This window comes from Streptomyces sp. NPDC048290 (assembly GCF_040652095.1).
GTDB lineage: Bacteria > Actinomycetota > Actinomycetes > Streptomycetales > Streptomycetaceae > Streptomyces.
In genome coordinates this window covers 69,312-89,279 of sequence record NZ_JBEZLM010000012.1, presented here as the reverse complement: position 1 = coordinate 89,279, position 19,968 = coordinate 69,312, and the positions used below count along the sequence as shown (strand labels likewise).

The window sequence follows — 19,968 nt, the reverse complement described above, 5'->3', positions numbered from 1 at the left end:
CGGGGGCCGCGGGCTTCCCGGGCTTCCCGGGGTGCCTGGGGCCGGCGGGGCTCAGGTGAACGGGGTCGGTGCGCAGCCGAACAGCAGCGGGATCAGCGGAGGCAGCGCCGCCCCCGCCCCCAGTACCGCCCGCAGCACCGGATGCGGGCGCCGCTGCGGATGCAGCACCCGGCGCAGCCGCACCAGCGCGCTAGGACCGCCCACCGCGAACGCCCCCGCCGGAACGGCACGCGCCGCCGCCATCTCGTACATCGCCGTGGCCAGCAGAGTGCGCGAGTGGTGGTGCAGCGCGTGGTCGTCGGCCGCCATCTCCAGGAGTACGGCGGTCTGCGCACGGGCGTGCCGGGCCAGCGGCAGCGGTCGGCACAGCCGGGCGAACGCCTCCACCGCGGCCAGCGCCAGATGGTGACGGCCCGTGATGTGCGCCCGCTCATGGGCCAGTACGGCGGCGAGCTGGCCCGGGGAGAGCAGCCGCAGCGCACCCGCGCTGACCACGATCCTCGGACGGTGGCCGGGGAGGCAGTAGACGGCGGGGACGTCATGCTCGACCACCGTCGCCGACAACTGCGGGGCGCGGCGGCCCACCAGGTCCAGGACCCTGCGGTGGCGGGCGCGGGCCCGGCGGCCCCGGAACAGTTCCACGCCGACGGCGCCGACGGCGGTGAGCACGACCGCCGACGGGAGCGCCACCGTCAGCCGGTCGGTGACGGTGGGGTCCGGCACGCCCGGCGCTGGCGTCAGACCGCACCAGTGCAGGAAACCGACCAGATCGGCGTGCAGATGCTCGGTGGGCGCCGCGAGCTGGTGCGCGGCCAGGGCGACGGCCAGCACGAACGAGACGACCAGGCCCTGCCAGACGGCCACCGCCAGCACCGGGGCTCGGTACGGCCACCCGGCGCGCAGCAGCAGCCGGGGCGCCACCAGGCCCACCAGCGCCGCGTACCCGAGCAGGGGGAGCGCCGGGCTCACGGGCCGCCCCGCCGCCCCACCTCGCGCAGCGCCTCCCGCAGGGCGCTGATCTCCTCGGGGTCCATCTGCTCCACGAAGTGCGCCAGCGCCACCGGACGGTCCTCGCTGGTGCCGAGCGCGTCCTCCATCAGCGCCGCCGCGTACTGCTCCCGGCTACGCACCGGGGTGTACACCCAGGCCCGGCCCTGCTTGCCGCGCACCAGCCAGCCCTTGTTGTAGAGGATGTTCGCCACGGTCATCACGGTGGTGTAGGCGAGCGGGCGCTCCTCGTTGATGTCGTCGACGATCTCCCGTACGGTCGCGGGCCGTCGCCATCGCCAGAGACGGTCCATGATCTCCGCCTCCAGATCGCCCAGCCGCCGCATCCGCCGCTCTCCTCGTCGCCCTCGCGGCCCCGTCGTCCCCGGGGTCCGTGCGTGTCGGTCAGCGCCATCGTAGGGCGGGCCGTGCGGGGTCAGGAGAAGCGGGCCACATACCGGCGCTGCCAGGGGGTCTCCACCGCGCGGGGCGCGTAGTGCGCCCGGACGTACGCCACCGCCTCGGCCGCCGGGACGCCGTCCAGGACCGCCAGACACGCCAGCGCGGTACCGGTACGGCCCCGGCCGCCGCCGCAGGCGACCTCCACCCGCTCGGTCGCGGCCCGCCGCCACGCCGTGCGCAGCGCGTCGGCGGTCGCCGCGCGGTCGGCCGGGAGCCGGAAGTCCGGCCAGCGCAGCCAGCGGTACTCCCACCCGACCGGTTCCGGAGCACGGCCCAGCAGATACAGGGCGTACGCGGGCTCAGGGCCCGGCGGCAGCGGGTGCCGCAGCCCGCGTCCGCGCACCAGCCGGCCCGAGGGCAGCGTCAGTACCCCGGGGTCCGCGGGGTTCCAGGTGGTGTCGGTCATCCGCCGAGCCTAGGGGGAGCGGCACCGGGGCGCCGGGAGCCGTGATCCGGTGAACGCCGGGGGGTCGAGGTATGTGTCCGGATGAACGCCGGGGCGCCGGGACTCGTGTCCGGGTGAACGCCGGGGCGTCGGGGTGCGTACTCCCTGCCGTACGGCCGCTGCCCAGGGACGGAGGGACAGGTGGAACGGGTGCGTGTGGCCGCCCTCGTGGCGGGCGCCGCCGCCGGGCTCGCCCTGCTGACCGGGTGCGGGGGCAGTGGCCCTGCCGAGACGGGGCCCAGCGCCGCGGCGCCCAAGGTGTCCGCCGCTCCCGACGCCGGGGTGATGGCGCCCGCCAAGGTCGAGGTGATCGCCGCGCTGACCGGCTGCGCTGCGGACATCCGGATCGAGGCCGACGAACTGCGCCAGGGCGTCTGCGCCACCGACGGCGGCGGGTACGTCATCACCACCTTCCCCGAGGACCGGCTCAAGGAGACCTGGCTCGACTCGGCGAGCGTGTACGGCGGCACCTATCTGGTCGGCACCCGGTGGGTCGTCGGCGCCGAGCCCGCACTGCTCGACGGATTCCGCCAGCGCCTCGGCGGCGACGTACGGGAGCTACGGGGGATGGGGCCGACCGTCGGGCCGTAGCGCCCGGTAGGCGTGCTTCTGCTCCGGGGCCCCGGAGTGGGAAGCTGGGGGGTCATGACGACCCTGAACTCCCTTGATCCATCGGCCGTCGCGGTCACCGAGGCGATCCGCACCGGCGATCTCGCGGCCCTGCGCGGACTGCTCGCCGACCAGCCCGGCCTGGCGTCCGCGCAGATCACCGAGACCGAGGACGCCGAGCGGGCCGGTACCCGCAGTCTGCTGCACATCGCCACCGACTGGCCCGGCCACTATCCGCGCGGCCCCGAGGTCGTCGCCCTGCTGGTGGCGGCCGGGGCCGATCCCGGCGCCCGGTTCGTGGGCGCCCACACCGAGACCCCGCTGCACTGGGCGGCCAGCAACAACGATGTCACCGCGATCGACGCCCTCCTGAAGGCCGGGGCCGACATCGAGGCGCCCGGCGCGGTGCTCGGCGGCGGCTCACCGCTCGCCGACGCCTGCGGCTTCGGGCAGTGGCGGGCCGCCCGGCGGCTGGTCGAGCGGGGCGCACGGGTCGGACTCGACGAGGCCGCGGCGCTCGGGCTGCGGGAGACCGTCGAGGAGTACCTCGCACGGGACGCGCCCGGCCCCGACGCCCTCGACCGGGCCTTCTGGAGCGCCTGTCATGGCGGGCAGCTCGATGTGGCCCGTCTGCTGCGGGCGCGGGGCGCCGACCTCGACCGGCCCGGCCCCGACGGGCGGACCCCGCTGGACATCGCGCGGGATCAGGACGCCGACGGTGTGGTGGCGTGGCTGGTGGGGGAGGGGGCCAAGAGCGCCGGGTGAGGAGTGGCGGGTGGGTCAGAGGGGGGACTGCCAGTCGGTACCCCCTCCCCTTGCTCCGTCGCCGTCGTCCCGCACGGTGAGGTGTACGGCCTCCCTGCCGTCCGGCAGGGGGGTCGTCGTGTCGAGGGAGATCTCCACCCGGGTGAGGGGAGGGTGGCGGGTCGTGGCGGTGGTCAGCGCGCGGTGCAGCACGGTGAGCAACTGGGCCGCGACGGACGCCGGGACCCGGGAGTCGATCGGGCCGGTGAAGCGCACCGACGGCGGGAAGCCCAGCAGCGCCGCCGCGGTCGCCGTCTCCCGCAGCACCTTGCCGCGCAGGGTGGTGGGAGCCTCGGCCGGTGGCTGCTGGAGGGCGTAGATGGTGGTGCGGACCTCCTGGATGGTCGCATGGAGTTCGTCCACCGCGCGGCCCAGCGTGTCGTGGACGGCGGTCGCGGACGCGCGGCGCTGGACGGACTCCAGCATCATCGCCGTCGCGAACAGCCGCTGGACCACCAGATCGTGCAGATCGCGGGCGATCCGGTCGCGGTCCTCGTAGACCGCGAGGCGCTCCTGCCGGTGCCGGGTGTCGGCGAGCACCAGGGCCAGCGCCGCCTGCGAGGCGAACTGGACCGCCAGCAGCCGTTCCACGTCCGTGTACGGGCGTTCGCCCCGGGCGCGGGGCAGTGCGAGGGTGCCGATGAGACGTCCGCCCGCCTGGAGCGGGAGCATCATGCTGGGGCCGAAGCGGTGCCGTACATGGGTGGTCATCCGGGGGTCGGTCGCCGAGTCGTCGATGAACACCGGTTCACCGCCGAGGAGTTGGACCAGGACGGGGCTGCCGGGCTCGATGGTGGCGCCCACGATGTCGCCGGGGTCGGCGGGGGCGGACGCGACGACGATCTCCATGCCGCCCTCCGCGGTCGCCTGGAGGATCACCCCGGCGGCGGCGTCGGCGAGCACCCGGGCCTGTTCGGCGACCGTGCGCAGGGCGTCCGCGCTCGCTCCGGTGAGCAGAGCGGTGGTGACCGCGGCCGAGCCCTCGATCCAGCGTTCGCGGTGCCGGGCCGCCGTGTAGCGCCGGGCGTTGCCGATCGCGATCCCGGCCTGGGCGGCGAGCAGCCGCAGCAATTCCGTGTCGGTGGGGGTGAGGGCGCGGTCGTCGGTTCCGCCGGTGAGCCGGAGCCGGGCGAAGAGGCGGCCGTCGACGTGGATCGGGACGTCCAGGGCGGGGGCGGTCGGGTCGGGGGTGGTCGGGTCGAGGACGGTCGCCCGGACGTCCGGCAGGCCGTCGCGGGCCGGGTCCGTCAGATCGAGACGGGCGTGCCGGGCGCCGGTGACCTCGGCCGCGCCGGTCTCGATGTGGCGGAGGGTGCCGGCCAGGTCGAGATCGGCGCCGACGCCGAGGACCGTGTCCAGGAGGGGGGACAGGAACGGGGAGGGGGGAAGGGGAGGGGAGGCCGGAGGTGCGGGGGGCGGTGGGGTCTCGGTGTGTTCGGGGGGCATGGTCAGGGGCCCAGCGGGTTCAGCTCCAGCGGCTGGATACGGCCCTCCAGCATCGCGCCGAGTCCCTGGACGGCGCAGAGGTCGGGGCGTTCGGCGATCTGCACCGGCATCCCGGTGGCCTGGCGGAGCATCTGGTCGAGCCCCGGCAGCAGCGCCGAGCCGCCGACCATCACGATCCCCCGGTCGACGAGGTCGGCCACCAGGTCCGGCGGGCAGTCGCGCAGCACCTTGCCGATGCCGTCGAGGATCGCGGTCAGCGGGGTCTGGATGGCGTCCCGCACGGCCGCCGTGTCGACGTGGACGCTGCGGGCGAGACCGGTGGCGACATCGCGGCCGTGGATCTCGGTGGACGTCGGGCCCTGCTCGGTCAGCCCGTTGCCGGACAGGGCGAGCTGGAGCGGGCGTACCGACTGGCTGGGCAGCATCAGCTCGTGCGCGTGCCGCAGATGCTGCACGATCGCCTGGTCCACGGCCTCGCCGCCGACCGGGACGCGCTTGGCGGTGACGATCGAGCCGAGCGAGAGCACCGCGACCTGGGTCGCCGCCGCGCCGCACATCAGGACCATGGTCGCCTCGGGCTGCTCGACCGGCAGTCCGCTGCCGACGGCGGCGGCGATCAGGGTGTCGACCAGTTCGACCCGGCGGGCGCCGAGGCCCACCAGGGTCTCGATGGTGGCGCGCTGGGCCAGCGGATCGGCGTCGTGCGGGGTGCAGGCCGCCGCGCGCAGCCGGGGCTTGCGGCGCAGGGCGCGGCGGACCTTGTCGCCGAGCAGATGGCGCAGCATCCGCTGGGCCATCTCGATGTCGATCACTGTGCCGCCGGAGACCGGGCGGACCACCCGGATGTAGTGCGGGGTACGGCCCGTCATCTGCTCGGCGAACTCGCCGACCGCGATCAGCGCGCCGGTACGGGTGTTCACGGCGGCGGCGGAGGGCTGATCGACGACCAGTCCGTCGCCCTTGACGTACACCCGGGTCCGCGCGGCGCCCAGGTCGACGGCGAAGTGGCAGCGGCGCAGCGCCTCCAGGCTGGCGGTCATGGTGGTCCTCCCGGGGAACGCGGGGCGGGCCGCCGGACGACGGGCCCCTGTCTGGAATCCTGCGTCGGGGGAGGGGGCGGCGCGCTTTGTGGGGGGCCGGGTGGGGGGCCACTGAATGGGGTATTTGTCGTATTTGTGTGATTCGGGTTCGGGGTGGCGGGGATCGTCCGGTTCAGAAGGTGTGGGCCGCCTCCAGGAGGGTGGTGAGGTCGGTGCCGAGGAAGGGCATGCCCGCCGCCGAGGCCGCGCGCTGCTCGGCCGACGCCGAGCCGATCACCAGGCAGCGGGAGGCCGGGACGCCCAGCTCCTCGGCAGCCCCCGACAGGATGTCCGGCGCCGGGGGCAGCGGCGTGTGCGCGGCGGTCCGGCCCGCCACCGCCGTGAAGCGGCTCGACAGCCGCTGCTGGTCGAGGAAGCTCCGCATCGCCCGCTCCGAGGCGTCTCCGACGACGCCCAGCCGCAGGTCCCGCCGGAGGAGCGCGAGCACACACTCCCTGGCCTTGGCCGCCGCCCACGCCCTGCGCGCTGCCGCGACCTCGATCTCCGTCAGTAGTACGTGCAACTCCTCGGCGTACGGCGTGTTCCGGAACGTCTCCAGCAGGTCCAGCGGATGCGGGCGCTCGCTGCGCCGGTGCGCCGCCGTGTCGTCGGGGCGCGGCAGCGGACGGCCTGCGAGGGAGCTCTCCGGCCTGCGCGCGTCCGCCACCAGCCGGGCCAGCGACCGCGCCGCCTCGGCCTGCTTGGCGGGCGTGTAGAGCCGGGTCAGGTTCCCGTCGAAGAACAGGAGTACGGCGTCCACCGCGCGCAGGGCCCGCTGTGCGGCGGCGACGGGGGGCGGGTAGACCAGGGAGACGTCCCAGCGGATGGTGCAGCCGGGGACCGCGTCGGGGGACAGCCGCCGGGCGAGTGCCTGGTCTGTGGGGAAGCCACGTCGGTCCAGCCCGTTCAAGGCTTTGGCCAGATGGGTACGCAGCGCCCGGTCCGCGTCGGCCCGGCCCTCCCGGATGAAGGTCTCCGGGTTGACGATCTGCCATACCGCCTCGCCCCGGGCGCGGACGTGACGCCGGGATGCAAGCCCGTGCGCGGATTCCTCCAGCGTGGTCCGGCGCTCGGTCATGTCGACCTCGTAGTAGTGGGACCCGGCGCGGAACACGGTCCGTGGGAACCGACTCCACGGGACCTGGCCCGGTGGCTCCGGGAGGTACGGCGGCAGCGGGTATGGCCCCCGGACCGGTGGCAGCGCCGTCCCGTGGTCCGCCGCGCTGAACAGCAGCGGCCCGTGCCCCTCGCCCAACCGTCCGCGTAGGGGACCCGATACGTCGATCAGCCCGTCCGCGCCTGACGCGTCCAGCGCGGCCTGGGCTGCGGCCCACTCCTCGTCCCATTGCCTGACGGACTCCCCGGTGAATTCCCAGAGGGACAGGATCAGCCGGACTCCGGCAAGCTCCTGCAACAGTTCCTCGAATCCGTCGACCGCCACGCGCAGCAGCAAGGGCACCGGGTCGCCCGGTACGCACGGCAGTGTGTAGCCGTCGCCCAGCTCACGCAGCGGAAAATCCGCCGGGTCCAGCCGTGCCTTCGCGACCAGCCGGGTCACCGCCCGGCCCAGCAGCGCGTGGACGTCCACGGCGTGCGGGCCGTCCGCGAGTTGGAAGACCAGCAGGCTGAGCTCCGGCTCAAGGCGGCCGTCGTCCTCCGCGAACAGCGCCTCGTTCTGCGGCAGCGGGCGCTCGCCGTCCTCCTCGTCCGGGCGCTCGAAACGGGACGGGGGTTCGTCGTCCTCGGTGTACGGCGTGAACTCGGGGGCGACCGGTCCGTACCCCTGTGGCTCGCCGAGTTCCTCGCGCAGTTCGATGCCCAGGGCGAGCAGTTCGGGGCTGGTGCCGCCGGACAGTTCGTACTCCTCGAAGACCTCCAGGGCCTGCTGGGTACGCCCCTGGCGGCGCAGGGCGATCAGATACAGGCGGCGGAAGTCCTCGTGGGACGGGTGCGCGTCGACCAGCGGGGCGAGGTCGGCGGCGGCGCGGTCCACCTCGCCGAGGTCCAGGTCGAGTTCGGCGCGGGTGCGGAGCAGGCCCAGCCGTAGCTGGAGGAGGCGGGTGCGGGCGGTCCGGGCGGCGGGGCCGGGCACGTTCTCCAGCGGGGTGCCGGACCGCCAGAGGGCCAGGGCGTCCGTGATCTCGGCGCGGGCTCTGGCGAGGTCTCCGGCCGTGCGCCGCTGCTCGGCCCGCCACACCAGGTCCTCGCAGTGGGTGACGTCGAGATGGTCGGCGCTGATGTGCAGCGCGTAGCCGTCCTGGGTGGTGGCGAGCGCGGCTTCGGGGCCCAGCAGGGCGCTCAGCTGGGACGTCTTCGTATCGATGAGATCTCGCGCGTTCCTTGGCCTGCGGGCGGTGCTCCTCATGCCCTGCCACAGCTCCTCCCTGCTGACCGTACGGCCGTGCTTGAACAGCAGGATGGCCAGCATGGCCTGGAGGTCGGGCGGGAGGTCGGTCCGGCCGGTGTCGCGCTCCACCTGCACCGCGCCGAGCAGCAGATAGCGGCGCCGGTCGTGGTCGGCCGCGGCGGCGTTCCCGGCGAGGAGCCGTTCCATGCCCCGGGCCTGGGACTCGGGCGACTCGGTCATCAACTCGCGGAAGGCGGTGGCGTACCGCTCGCGCAGCGACGGCGGCAGCAGTGTGAGCGACGCCCCCGTCCATGGCATCGGCACCCGGGTCGTCCCGCACACCAGGAGGAGCAGCAGGTTGCACAGGGACCACAGGTCCGCTGAACGCTCGTTCGGGCGCCAGGGTCGATCCGGTGCGCGGAGGAGGAGCTTGACCTGTCCGTCCGGCCGCAGCATCACCTGGGACATGCCGACGGCGCCATGGGCGCAATCCGCCGCGTGCAGGGCGGCCAGGGCACTCGCGAGCTGCCGGGCGAGCGACACGAAGAGCGGGGGCGGCAGATGCCGACCGGTTGATCCCACCAACTCGGCGAGGGACACACCGTCGACGTACTCCGTCACCAGGTACCCCACGCCGTCCTCGACACCGTGGTCGTACACCGCCGTCAGAAGGTCGTGGCGCAGCCTGGCGGCGCGGGCGAACGCCGCCCGGTCCGCCGCACCGGTGAGCGGCTCGTACGCCCGCAACACCACCGTCCGCCCCGTCTCCGTGTCCCGCGCCTCCCACACGGCGGCCGTCGGTGTCAGCCGCCGCACCAGCCGGTAGCGGCTCCGCAGCCGCGCCGGCAGCCCGTCCCCCACCCCCGTCAGCGCCCGCACGCTGTCCTCGCTCACCGTCGCGAACGCCGCCCCGTCCGCCACGGTCGTCGCCCGGTCCGACGCCCCCGGCGCGGTCGCCGTGAACTCGCCCGGTGCGCGGCCCGCCCGGCTGTCGATCAGTCCGCCGACCCGGGCCAGGAGGTCCGTCGTACGGCCCCGGTCGCTGCGGGGCAGGCCGCGCAGGAGCAGGTCGCGGACGCCCGGTCGGAAGGCGTAGGTGCCGGGCGGGCCGGGGGCCGTGGTGAGCAGGCCGCCGAGGACGACCTCGGCCAGGTGCTGGGGGCGCGGGTCGGGCTCCAGGGCCGCCTGCACCAGCCGCATCACCGGCAGCGCGGGACGGCCCACCGCCACATGCCCGGCCAGCCGGAACGCCTCCGGCGAGACGGTGGAGCGGAACCGCCGGACCAGTTCCTCGGGGGTCAGCCGGGTCAGATCGGTGCGGTGGCGGTCGTCCGCGTCCGGTGGGGTCCGGCCCAGCAGGGCCACCGCCGCCGGGTACGCGGTGCCGCCCGGCGCGGCCACCAGGGACGCCCAGTTGCCCAGCCAGTCCGGGTCCGGTTCGAGGACGGGGAGCGGGAACACGGCGGGGTCCGGCGGGAGGTTCTCCGGCACGTCGTACGGGGTGAAGGTCAGGGTCGCCGTGGGGGCCGCCGGGTGGGGGGCGCTCAGGCGGCCGGGGACGGTCGGCAGGGCCGTGTCCCGCCACAGGTGTTCCGGCAGCGGCTGGAGCACGGCGAGCGGCATCCGCCGGGCCCAGCCGCGCAAGGTGCGGTACCAGCGTTCGCCCGCCGGGCCCCGGCGCCACTGCGGCCCCGCGCAGTCGCTGATCAGCAGGGTGATCGTGCGGCCGTCGGCGGGCGCGTGGGCGGCCTGGCCGTGCACCGAGCCGTCGGGACCGGCGCCGTGCAGGGTCACCGTGCGGAAGACGCCGGACTGGGCGAGGGCGAGATGCAGTTCACGGACCAGGGGGCGCCAGAGGGGCATGGTGGGGCCGGTGTCGTGCACGAGGTGCAGCCGCAGCCAGCGCTCCCGGGCGGGGCGCAGCACCGGCAGCCACCAGCGGGGGTCCGCGTCCAGCCGGGCGATCCGGTCCGCCGTCGCCCGCTCGTCCAGCTCCCGGCCCACCGGGGCGTCCGCCCGCCGCTTGAGCGGCCGTACGGCCCGTTGCAGCGCCAGCGGGTGACGCAGCATCGGCGGGGCCGGGGCGAGCAGGGGGACATGACGGGGGCCGGTGCCGGTGCCGGTGGGGGAGGGGCCGGGGAGGTGGAGGGGGACGCGGGGGGCGGGCGTGAGGGGCGGTAGGTCCTTCGGGGGCGGGGCGGCGGGGGCGGGCTCGTCCGGTGCCTTCCTGAGGGGCGCGTCCGGTGCCTCCAGCCGGGGCTCGCCGGGGTCGTGGGCCTCGTCCGGTACCTCGGCCGTCGCCGGGGTCATCCGACCCGCCAGCCACAGCAGTTCGGCCAGCTCGCGCGGGGCCGGGCGGTCGCCGGAGCCCGCCTCGGCCAGCAGCGCCGCCAGCCGGGACAGCGGACCGGCGGCGGGCGGATCGGGCTGACCGGACGTACCGGCACCGGGCTGACCGGATGTACCGGCGGCACCGGGCTGACCGGACCGCCCCCGCCGCCCCGGCGTCTCGGCTGGGGTCACGGCGTCGTCCCGCCCGCCCCCCTCAGAAGGCATCCGTCCCCAAGCCCTGTCCCAGATACGGCATCAGCCGCTCCGCCAGCTCGTCCAGCGATCCGGCGTCCAGGTCGGCGGCCCCCGCCAGATAGACGGCGTTCAGGAGCTGGTCCGTGGCGAGGTCGCCGCCGCCCACCCGGGACAGGAACCGTTCGATCAACTGCCGGGCGTACGCGTCGGGTTCGCCCAGGTGGGCGCGGACGATCCCGGCGAGCTGCGCCTCGTCGGGCTGGCGCAGCCGCAGGGTGACACAGCGGCGCAGGAACGCGGGCGGGAACTCCCGCTCCCCGTTGCTGGTCAGCACCACGAACGGGAACGCCCGGCAGCGCACCCGGCCCCGCTCCACCGGCACCCGGGCGTCGGTGCCGTCGGCCAGCACCTCGGCGATCGGGGTGTCCCGGGCGGCCCGGACCAGCTCGGGGATCTCGTACTGCCCCTCCTCCAGCACGTTCAGCAGATCGTTGGGGAGGTCCAGGTCGCTCTTGTCGATCTCGTCGATCAGCAGCGCCCGGGGCCGGACGTGCGGCAGCAGTGCGGTGCCGAGCGGGCCGAGCCGCAGATGGTGCTCCACGCCCTCGCCGCCCTCGCCGTCGTCCGGGGCGGCGCGGCGGGCCGCGTACAGCCGGGACAGCGGGTCGTACTGGTACAGCCCGTCGTGCAGGGCGCTGCGGCTGGTGATGTTCCAGCGCAGTACCGGGCCGAGCCGCAGCTCGCGGGCCACGGCGTAGGCGAGCGAGGACTTGCCGGTGCCGGGCGGGCCGGTGACCAGCAGCGGGCGGCGCAGATACAGGGCCGCGTTGACCAACTGCACGGTCTCGGCGGTGGCCTGGTAGGTCTCGGCGCGATGGGTGCGGTCGGGGGACCCGGCCGACAGGTCGGCGGACTCGGCGGGCGGATCGAGTGGCGGCCCGCCGTCGAAGGCCCGCCAGGGCGGGGGGCCGGGCAGGCTGTCGATGCCGTCGTGCGGCTCGTTGGTGCCGGTGTAGACGGGCCACAGGGGCATGGAACGCGCGTCCTCTCGTGTCTCCGGTCTCGCTGGTCGTCCGTGTCTTCCCCGGGTCCCGGTCCGGTCAGGCCACCGGGGAGTGGTCGCAGGCCCTCGGCTCAGGGAAGCAGCGCGGATCGTCCCACAGCAGTTGGACGTCATGGGCCCAGTGTCCGTCCGGGTCGTCGTCGGCCGCGGCGGTCTCGCGCAGGGCGAGCAGATGGCGGGGCAGCGCCGCGGGCGGTACGTCCCGGACGGACGCGGCGAGCAGGTCCAGGAAGGCGCCGCCCGCGCAGTCGCCCGGGTGTCCGGGACCGGGGCAGCCCGAGCGCGGCCACAGCAGCACCGGTACGGGCGCGTGCAGCCCGACCTCGAAGTGCGGTCCGGCGGCGCCGGGCGCGCTGCTGTACGCGACCATCCCCACGGCGTCGTCCCGCAGCCGTTTGCGCAGGCCCGGCGGGCGTTCGGGGGTGTCGCAGGCGATCCGGTGCGGGGCGGTGCCCGGGTCGGCGTCCAGGTGCCGCCACTTCCGGGTGAGCTGGTGGCGCAGCCCCCCGCTGCGGTGCCGGGAGCGGTCGGCGACCACCAGGGGGTAGGCGCAGCCCAGCGGGGTGGGGTCGTCGGCGCCGCGCGCCCAGCGGGCGACCGGCTCGTTCAGCAGATCGCGCGGCAGCACGAACGCCAGCAGCTCGTCGGCGTCCGGCGCGAGCTGGGTGAACGCCTCGTCCACCCGCTCCTGGACGTACGCCCGCACCCCGCCGCGCGGCAGCCGGCCCGCCCCGACCGGGCGGCGGTGCCCGTCGCGGTAGGCGAAGACCTCGACGGTGACCTGGTCGGGGCCCGCGCCGCTGTGCTCGATCTCGACGACGATCGGCGCCCAGACCGGGGCCGGGGCGGATGCGGATGCGGATGCGGTTGCGGGCGCGGGCGCGGGCGCGGGGCGGGCCGGTTCCGGGGCGAGCAGCCGCTCCAGCAGCCCGGCCAGCCGGGGCACGGCCTGCGGATCGGCCACCTCCCACTGCACATAGGCGGCCATCCGCTCCAGCGAGCCGAAGCCGCCCTGCGGCACCGGCGGCCCGAACTCGCCGACCGCCTCCACGTACAACTGCTCGGGGCGGTGCGGCAGCCCGGCCCGGCGGGCGCGCCGCACCAGCCCGTACAGCCGGCGGCGCAGCTCCGGGCGGTGGCCGTCGGTGGGGACCAGCTCGCCCAGGCCGTACCAGTGCCGGGCCATCACCTCCGTCGGCAGCATCCGGCCCACCCGGGTGTCCGCGGCGCCCGCGACCGAGGTGACCATCCCGACCACCGTGCCGTCGGCCAGGGTCACCGCCGCCCCGCTGAAGCCGCCCGCCAGCGGCTGCCCGTGCCCGGTCAGCGCCTCCAACTGCACCCACTCCCCGGCGATCAGCGGCCCCGGCAGCGCCCGGTACGAGGCGACCATCCCCTCGTCGTAGCCCCGGGGGAACCCGTACGCCACCAGTTCCGCGCCCCGGGCCTCGGCGCCGGGCGGCGCGAACTCGGCCGGGGCGAGCGGCACCTCACGCGCCAGCTCCAGTACGGCGAGGTCGCCGGGGTCGGCGGCGCCGCCCCGCCAGCCGCCGCGCACGGCGACGGACGCGGGGACGGCACCGAGGTCGGCGCGGTTCGGGAAGCGGACGGTGACCTCCGCCGCCTCGCTGCCCCGGACGACATGCGCGCAGGTCAGCACCTGGCGCGCGGAGATCAGGAAACCGGCGCCGACATCTCTGCCGCAGTCGATCCTGGCGTGCCAGGCGTCCGTCCTCATGGCGCCGCCTGCCTCAGAGGGCCGTCGCCGGGCTGTCGCCGGGCCGGTCCGGCGCGCTCCCGGGCGTCCAGGTCAGCCTGACCACGAGATGGCCCTCGGCCGCGCCCTTGGCGATCACCGCTCCGGCCTCGGCGCTCAGCTTGACGCCGAACTCCAGTTCCACCGCGTCCGGTTGCAGGCTGCCGTCGCGGAACACCCGCAGCGCGGACGCGGCGGCGGCGCGTACCCCGCCGAGCGCGCTCTCGAACGTGCGGGCCGCCTGGGCGGGACCGTCGCCGCGCGAGACCAGCCGGGCGCCGGGGTCGTCCGGGTCGCCCTCCACGACGATCCGCGCCCCGTCCTCGGTCGTGAACTCCACCAGACCATCCATGCGCCCTACGCTCCCCCGTGGTACCGGCGTCCGCCCTTGACGAACTCCATTCTTACGGAGGTCACTTCCCGGTGTCCCGCCGTTCCGGCCGGGAGGGGCGGACAGGTCCCCGGACATGCGGCGGCGCCGCCTCCCTGGGACGGGGAGGCGGCGCCGCGCGGGACTCTTCGTGACGCTTCGAACCGTCAGACCAGCCAGCCGACGAAGTGGACGAGACAGGCGACGATGTCGGTGAGAAGGTTCATGATCGTGCTTTCTCCTTGCAGAACACAGAACGTGTGGGACCTGCGCATCGCTACGGTATGCATCCCGTCGCTCGCACACCGTGAGTATCGTCAACCCCACGCGCCCCGGGCCACCCTCACGGGCGACGATCACCTGTTCCAGGGAACAACTGATCGCCTGTTCGGTCCCGGACGACCCCCAGCGCCGCCAAGTCCTGTGGGCGGATGCGGAGTTGGTCCGCCGTGGCCCGTACCTCGCCCGGTCCCCGCTTGAGGATCTGCGCGGCGAGTTCGGGCGCGATGACGGAGAAGTAGCTGTCCGGCGTGGCGTATGTGGCGCCGGGCGCCGCCAGCGCCAGCGCCCCGCCCGAGCCGCCCTCGCCGATCACCAGCGTGGTGACCGGCGTCCGCGCGGCGGCCACCGCCGCGAACACCTCCGCGATCGCCGCCCCCGCCCCCTGCCGCTCCGCCTCCGCGTCGTTCGCCGCGCCCGGGGTGTCCACCAGCGTCAGCACCGGGATGCCCAGCCGCCCGGCCAGCCGGATCAGCCGGGCGGCGGTGCGGTACCCGGCGGGCCGGGTCGCGGCCCCGGTCTGCGCCGCGTAGGCGACGACCCGGCCGCCGTGCGTGCCGAACCCGCACAACATGCCGTCCGGGTCGGTGCCGCCGCAGCGGTCGCCGCTGATCGCCGCCCGCTCGGTGAAGTAGGCGTCCAGATAGGCGTCGGCGCGGGGCCGGTGCGGGGCGCGGGCGGCGGTGACCGCGTCCCAGCCGGTGTCCGGCGGGGCGGTGGCGCCGAGCGGGGCGGGCGGGGGAGCGGGGGTGACCTGGCCGTGTGCCTCCTTCCCGCCGTCGGCGTCACGCGTGCCGTCCGTCAGCAGTCGCAGCCAGCGCCCCAGGGTGGGCCGCAGTTCCTCGGGGCGGACCACCGCGTCCGCCGCGCCCGCCGCCACCTGCGCCTCGGCGGTGTACGCCGCCGGGTCCGCGTCCGCCGGGCGGACCCGGGAGCCCGCGAAGCCGACCTGCGCGCCGGGCAGCGCCAGGATCACGTCCGCGCCCGCGCCGAGCGTGGCCCAGCCGCCGCCGGTCGTCGGGTCGCGCAGGACGGCGATCTGCGCCAGCCCGGCCTGCCGGGTCAGCTCCGACTGCCGGGCCACCCGCTGGAGCTGGGTGAGCGCGACCATGCCCTCCTGCATCCGGCTGCCGCCGGTCGCGATCAGCGGCACCACCGGCAGCCGGTGGGCGCGGGCATACGCGTACGCCGCCTCCAGCCGGTCGCCGGTACGGGCGCCGAGCGAGCCGCCGAGGAAGCCGAACTCGAAGGCGATCAGCACGGCCCGGGTGCCCTCGACGTGTCCGGTGCCGCAGACGACGGACTCCTCCTCGCCGGTCCGGGCGGCGGCGCGGGCGCGGGCGGCGTCGTAGCCGTGCCAGCCGAGCGGGCCGTCGGGGGCGGTGCCCGGCCGGGTGGCGGGGCCGCCGGACTCCCGGATCTCCCGGATCTCCTCGAAGTCGTCCGTCAGCAGGGCGAGGAAGGCGCGGGCGGAGCGGCGGTCAGCCATGGCCGAGGGCCCGCTTCAGGATCTTCCCCATGTCGTTGCGGGGCAGCGCGGCCAGACGGTGGACCACCCGGGGGCGCTTGTGCGGAGCGAGCAGCCGGGTCACATGGTCGGCCAACTCCGCGTCGGACGGCGGGTCCTGGGCGTCGGCGGGCACGATCCAGGCGACGATCCGCTCCCCGAGATCGGGGTCCGGCTCCCCGGTGACGGCGGCCTCCCGCACGCCCGGGTGGTCCAGCAGGGCGTTCTCGATCTCCCCGGCGCCGATCTTGTAGCCGCCGCTCTTGATCAGGTCGGTGGCCCTGCGGCCGACGATCCGGACCGAGCCGTCGGGGTCGCGCACGGCCATGTCCCCGGTGCGGAACCAGCCGTCGGCGGTGAAGGCGGCGGCGGTGGCGTCCGGCCGGTTGAGATACGCGGTGAACAGGTTCGCCCCGCGCACCTCGATCTCCCCGACGCGCTCCGGGTCGAACCCGGCGGACCCCTCCGACCCCGGGCTCCCGTCGGGGCCGGGGACCGGTGTCCCGTCGTCCTCCACCAGCCGCAGTTCCACGCCGGGCAGCGGGACGCCGACGGTCCCGGGGCGGGCCTCGCCGTCCGCCCGTACGGCGGTGTTGATCAGCGTCTCGGTCATCCCGTAGCGCTCCACGACCCGGCGGCCGGTGGCGGCGGCGATCCGCTCATGGTCGCGCACCGGCAGCGCGGCCGACCCGGAGACCAGCAGCCGCGCCCCCGCGAGGCCCTTCACCAGCTCGGGCTCCGTGGCGAGCGCCTCGGCGATGCGGTGGTACATCGTCGGCACCCCGAACAGCATGGTCGCCCCGTCGTTCAGCTCCCGCGCCACCGCGGCGGTGTCGAACCGCCCCAGGTGCCGGACCGGGCCGCCGAGCCGCAGCGGTCCGAGGACGCCCAGCACCAGTCCGTGCACATGGAACAGCGGCAGCGCGTGCGTCAGCACATCGGCGTCCGTCCACCGCCAGGCGTCGGCCAGCGCGTCCACGGTGGCGGCGACCGCCCGGCGGGGCAGCACCGCGCCCTTGGGCGGGCCGGTGGTGCCGGAGGTGTAGACGACGAGGGCGGGCGCGGCCTCGTCGGCGTCGTCGGGGGCCGCCGCGCTCCGGGCCGTGACGTCCACGTCGATCCGCGCCACCCCGGCGAACGCGCCGGGAAGCGCGGTGCCGGGCGCGGCCAGCACCGCGTCCGGGGCGGAGTCACCGAGGATGTGCGTCAGCTCCGCCTCCCCCGACCGGGGATTGAGCGGTACGGCGGCCACCCCGGCGGCCAGCGTCCCGACGACGGCGACCGCCGTCTCCAGCTCCGGGGTGGCCCAGACGGCGACCCGCCGGGCGCCCCGGACCCGCTCAGCGACCGCCCCGGCCGCCCCCGCGAGCCCGCCGTAGGTCAGGGACCGGTCGCCGAACCGCAGGGCGGGCCGTTCGGCGGGCGCGTGGCGCAGTGCCGGGAAGAGTGAGGACACGGGAGGTACTCCTTGCGTCGTCGATCGGGCGGCCGTGGACGCGCACTACACGGACGGCCTGTGCCGCAACGTACCCACGACGGCGACCAGATCCCCGGCGAGCCGCACTTCTGTGGCGTGGAGCACCGGGTGGGTGAGCCAGTGCAGCCGGGCGGTGTCGGGCCGTCCGTCGTACGACGGCGGCCAGGTCGTGGCGGGCGTGAAGTCGTCCACGACGACGGTCCCGCCGGGCGCCGGCAGCTCCGCGACCGGTGCCGGGGGGTCGTGCGGCGCCTTGCCCTGGCCTCCGCCGTCCAGCACCAGCAGCTCGTACGGGGCCCGTTCGGCGATCCGCCGCCAGTCGCCGGTCAGGACCGTGACGTCCGGGTGACCGGCGAACACGTCCGCCGCGATCCGGGCCCGCAGCGGGTCGCGTTCGACGCTGACCAGCCGGACCCCGGGCCGGGCGCCCGACGCCAGCCAGGCCAGCCCCACCCCGCAGCCCGTCCCCGTCTCCCCGACGGCCGTCCGGGCGGTGCCCGCCAGCGCCCGCAGCAGCCGTCCCTGTTCGGGGCGGCAGGAGTGTGCGAAACCGTGCGCGAGGGCGGCGGCGAGGGCCCGGCGGACGAGCGGCGGGAGCCCGTCCTCGCGGGCGTGCGCGGCCGTACCGTCGGTCGACATGCCCCCGATCCTGCCCCACCGCCCCCCGCGGTACCGGGGTCAGTCCGCCGGGCTCGGCTGGACGTCGGCGACCACGCAGCTGACGTTGTCCGGGGCGCCCGCCTCGTGGGCGGCGGCGATCAGGGCCGTCACCGCGTCCTGCGGGGTCGCCGCGGTGGCCAGGACCGTGCGCAGCACGGCGTCCGGGACGACCGCCGGGAGGCCGTCGGAGCACAGCAGATGGCGGTCGCCGGGGCGGGCCTCGCGCAGCCGCAGGTCCGGGGCAGGGCGTTCGGCGCCGGTGAGGGACTTGAGGAGCAGGGCGCGCCGGGGATGGGTGACGGCCTCCTCAGGGGTCAGCCGGCCCTCGTCGATCAGCGACTGCACCACCGTGTGGTCGTGCGTGATGCGGAACAGGCCGCCGTCGCGCAGCAGATACGCGCGGGAGTCGCCGATGTGGACGAGACCGAGGTGGGAGCCGGTCCACAGCAGGGCCGTGAGGGTCGTACCGGCGGCGTCCCCGCCGCTGCCGCCCGCCGTCGCCTCCTGCACGGCGAGCGTCGCGTCCTGGACCGCCGCCTCCAGCAGGTTCAGCACATCGCCCGCCGGGACCTCCGTCTCGTCCAGGCGTTCCAGGGCCTTCAGCGTCTCCACGGCGGCGGTGCTCGCCGGGCCGCCCGCCGGGCCGTAGCCGTCGGCGACGGCCAGCAGCCGGTCGCCCGCGTAGGCGGTGTCCTGGTTGACCGGGCGCACCAGGCCCCGGTCCGAGTGGGCGGCGTAGCGCAGGGTGAGCGGTGATGTCATGGCGGTGTCCTTCCGCGGTCGGTGCGACAGGTGGTCCACGAGGAAGGCGGCCAGGTCGCGACGCTGGGCCGTGTCCGACTCGACCCCGGCCCAGTAGGCGCGGATCTCCCGGGCGGCGGCGGCCCGCGGCAGCGCGCACACCTCGCGGATCCTGGCCAGCGGCATACCGAGCCGCCGCAGCCACGCCACCAGCCGGGCCCGTTCCAACTGGTCCACCGTGTAGTGGCGGTAGCCGGTGGCCGGGTCGACACGGGCGGGCCGCAGCAGGTCAAGCTCGTCGTACAGCCGCAGCGCCTTCGGAGTCAGCCGGGACGCCCGCGCGAACGCGCCGATCGTCAAGGTGTGGTTCACCTGGAAACCTCCTCCGGTTCCGGGAACGATGCTCGGGTCTGCCCGAAGGTGAAGGTCAAGCGTGGGGGCGGGGGCTGTTCGCGCGGGAGTTCGATGGTTAATCTGCCCGCTGTCCCATGATCGTGCAGTGGAGAGGAACCGTCCCCGTGTCGCGTATCGCCCTTGTCACCTGCCGGCCGGGTCCCGACACCATCGCCGACCCCGATCTGCCGGGGCTGCTGGCGGCGCTGCGGGCGGCCGGGGCCGACGCCGAGGCCGTCGTCTGGGACGACCCGGACGCCGACTGGGGCGCGTACCGCCTCGCCGTGCTCCGGTCCACCTGGGACTACAGCTGGCGGGCCGAGGAGTTCCTCGCCTGGACCGCCCGCGCGGGCGCGCTCACCCGGCTCGCCAACCCGCCGGAGGTGATCCGCTGGAACGCCGACAAGCGTTATCTGGGCGAGCTGGCGGCGGCGGGCGTCCCCACGGTCTCCACCACGTACCTCGCCCCGGGCGATCCGGTCACACTGCCCACCACCGCGGGGGAGTTCGTCGTCAAGCCCACCTCGGGCGCGGGCGCCCGGCTCGCCGCCCGCTACACCCCGGACGAGCACACCACCGCCGTACGGCAGGTCGAGCGGATGCACGCCGCGGGCTTCACGGCGATGGTCCAGCCGTACGTCCGGGCCATCGACACCACCGGGGAGCGTGCCCTCCAGTTCTTCGGCGGGCGGCTGATCCACGCCATCCGCAAGGGCCCGGTGCTCGCCCCGGGCACCCCCTACGACGCCCGCAAGGCCCCGCATCCGGGGGTCGTGCCCTGGGAGCCGACCGCCGCCGAACGCGCCGTCGCCGAACAGGCCCTCGCCGCCGTCCCCGGCGCCGCCCCGCTGCTCTACGCCCGGGTCGACCTGGTCGACGGCGACGACGGACGCCCGCACCTCATGGAGCTGGAACTGGTCGAGCCCCATCTCTTCCTGGATCTGCACCCGGAGTCGGTGAGGAAGGTGGTGGCGGCGGTGCTGCGGGCGGCAGCGGAGGGGGACTGACCGACTCGTC

At 75.7% G+C, this 19,968-nt stretch carries 16 protein-coding genes; 3 read left to right on the top strand and 13 right to left on the bottom strand.

Features of this window, described 5'->3' with window-relative positions:
* Nucleotides 1–51 precede the first annotated feature (51 nt).
* From AB0D49_RS21825 to AB0D49_RS21815, 3 genes are all read right to left on the bottom strand, one after another.
* Nucleotides 52–969 carry a M56 family metallopeptidase gene (locus AB0D49_RS21825; RefSeq protein WP_362759733.1) on the bottom strand — a complete coding sequence of 306 codons (918 nt, stop codon included), beginning with the start codon at nucleotides 967–969 and terminating at the stop codon, nucleotides 52–54.
* Nucleotides 966–1,334, bottom strand: coding sequence for a BlaI/MecI/CopY family transcriptional regulator (locus tag AB0D49_RS21820; protein WP_362759730.1), 369 nt, complete (start codon nucleotides 1,332–1,334; stop codon nucleotides 966–968). The genes AB0D49_RS21825 and AB0D49_RS21820 overlap by 4 nt, the downstream gene beginning before the upstream one ends.
* A gap of 89 nt (nucleotides 1,335–1,423) precedes the next feature.
* A complete protein-coding gene (locus tag AB0D49_RS21815) occupies nucleotides 1,424–1,855 on the bottom strand; it encodes a protein-tyrosine phosphatase family protein (RefSeq protein WP_362759727.1) in 432 nt (143 codons plus the stop codon).
* A gap of 189 nt (nucleotides 1,856–2,044) precedes the next feature.
* Between AB0D49_RS21815 and AB0D49_RS21810 the strand changes: the two genes are divergently transcribed.
* Both AB0D49_RS21810 and AB0D49_RS21805 read left to right on the top strand, forming a co-directional pair.
* Nucleotides 2,045–2,485 (top strand): hypothetical protein, encoded by a 441-nt coding sequence (locus AB0D49_RS21810; RefSeq protein WP_362760155.1) that lies wholly within the window; start codon nucleotides 2,045–2,047, stop codon nucleotides 2,483–2,485.
* A 54-nt stretch (nucleotides 2,486–2,539) separates the two neighbouring features.
* The gene (locus AB0D49_RS21805) at nucleotides 2,540–3,268 is read left to right on the top strand and encodes an ankyrin repeat domain-containing protein (RefSeq protein WP_362759724.1); all 729 of its coding nucleotides are present in this window, start codon (nucleotides 2,540–2,542) and stop codon (nucleotides 3,266–3,268) included.
* 15 nt (nucleotides 3,269–3,283) lie between these two features.
* On the opposite strand, the gene AB0D49_RS21800 is transcribed toward AB0D49_RS21805, so the two are convergent.
* The 10 genes from AB0D49_RS21800 to AB0D49_RS21755 form a co-directional block, all read right to left on the bottom strand.
* Nucleotides 3,284–4,753 (bottom strand): GAF domain-containing protein, encoded by a 1,470-nt coding sequence (locus tag AB0D49_RS21800; RefSeq protein WP_362759721.1) that lies wholly within the window; start codon nucleotides 4,751–4,753, stop codon nucleotides 3,284–3,286.
* A gap of 2 nt (nucleotides 4,754–4,755) precedes the next feature.
* Entirely contained in the window at nucleotides 4,756–5,793 is a 1,038-nt protein-coding gene (locus AB0D49_RS21795; protein WP_362759718.1) for a rod shape-determining protein, read from the bottom strand.
* 172 nt (nucleotides 5,794–5,965) lie between these two features.
* Nucleotides 5,966–10,702, bottom strand: coding sequence for an SAV_2336 N-terminal domain-related protein (locus AB0D49_RS21790; RefSeq protein WP_362759715.1), 4,737 nt, complete (start codon nucleotides 10,700–10,702; stop codon nucleotides 5,966–5,968).
* Between the two features lie 22 nt (nucleotides 10,703–10,724).
* On the bottom strand, nucleotides 10,725–11,738 hold the full coding sequence (locus AB0D49_RS21785) for a MoxR family ATPase (RefSeq protein WP_362759712.1): 1,014 nt from the start codon (nucleotides 11,736–11,738) through the stop codon (nucleotides 10,725–10,727).
* A gap of 67 nt (nucleotides 11,739–11,805) precedes the next feature.
* The gene (locus tag AB0D49_RS21780; RefSeq protein ID WP_362759709.1) at nucleotides 11,806–13,506 is read right to left on the bottom strand and encodes a trypsin-like peptidase domain-containing protein; all 1,701 of its coding nucleotides are present in this window, start codon (nucleotides 13,504–13,506) and stop codon (nucleotides 11,806–11,808) included.
* Between the two features lie 13 nt (nucleotides 13,507–13,519).
* Nucleotides 13,520–13,876, bottom strand: a complete 357-nt coding sequence (locus AB0D49_RS21775; protein ID WP_362759706.1) for a CU044_2847 family protein — start codon at nucleotides 13,874–13,876, stop codon at nucleotides 13,520–13,522.
* A gap of 361 nt (nucleotides 13,877–14,237) precedes the next feature.
* Nucleotides 14,238–15,662 carry a carboxyl transferase domain-containing protein gene (locus tag AB0D49_RS21770; RefSeq protein WP_362759704.1) on the bottom strand — a complete coding sequence of 475 codons (1,425 nt, stop codon included), beginning with the start codon at nucleotides 15,660–15,662 and terminating at the stop codon, nucleotides 14,238–14,240.
* Complete coding sequence (locus AB0D49_RS21765; protein WP_362759701.1) at nucleotides 15,655–17,136, bottom strand: acyl-CoA synthetase; 1,482 nt, start codon at nucleotides 17,134–17,136, stop codon at nucleotides 15,655–15,657. Before AB0D49_RS21765 ends, AB0D49_RS21770 begins: the two co-directional genes overlap by 8 nt.
* Before the next feature lie 45 nt (nucleotides 17,137–17,181).
* Entirely contained in the window at nucleotides 17,182–17,796 is a 615-nt protein-coding gene (locus tag AB0D49_RS21760; protein WP_362759698.1) for a class I SAM-dependent methyltransferase, read from the bottom strand.
* Nucleotides 17,797–17,835: 39 nt separating this feature from the next.
* Nucleotides 17,836–18,930: a MerR family transcriptional regulator gene (locus tag AB0D49_RS21755; RefSeq protein WP_362759696.1), complete on the bottom strand. Its 1,095-nt coding sequence runs from the start codon at nucleotides 18,928–18,930 to the stop codon at nucleotides 17,836–17,838.
* 146 nt (nucleotides 18,931–19,076) lie between these two features.
* Here AB0D49_RS21755 and AB0D49_RS21750 point away from each other — a divergent pair, with 146 nt between their 5' ends.
* Complete coding sequence (locus AB0D49_RS21750) at nucleotides 19,077–19,958, top strand: hypothetical protein (protein WP_362759694.1); 882 nt, start codon at nucleotides 19,077–19,079, stop codon at nucleotides 19,956–19,958.
* The last annotated feature ends 10 nt before the right edge of the window (nucleotides 19,959–19,968 follow it).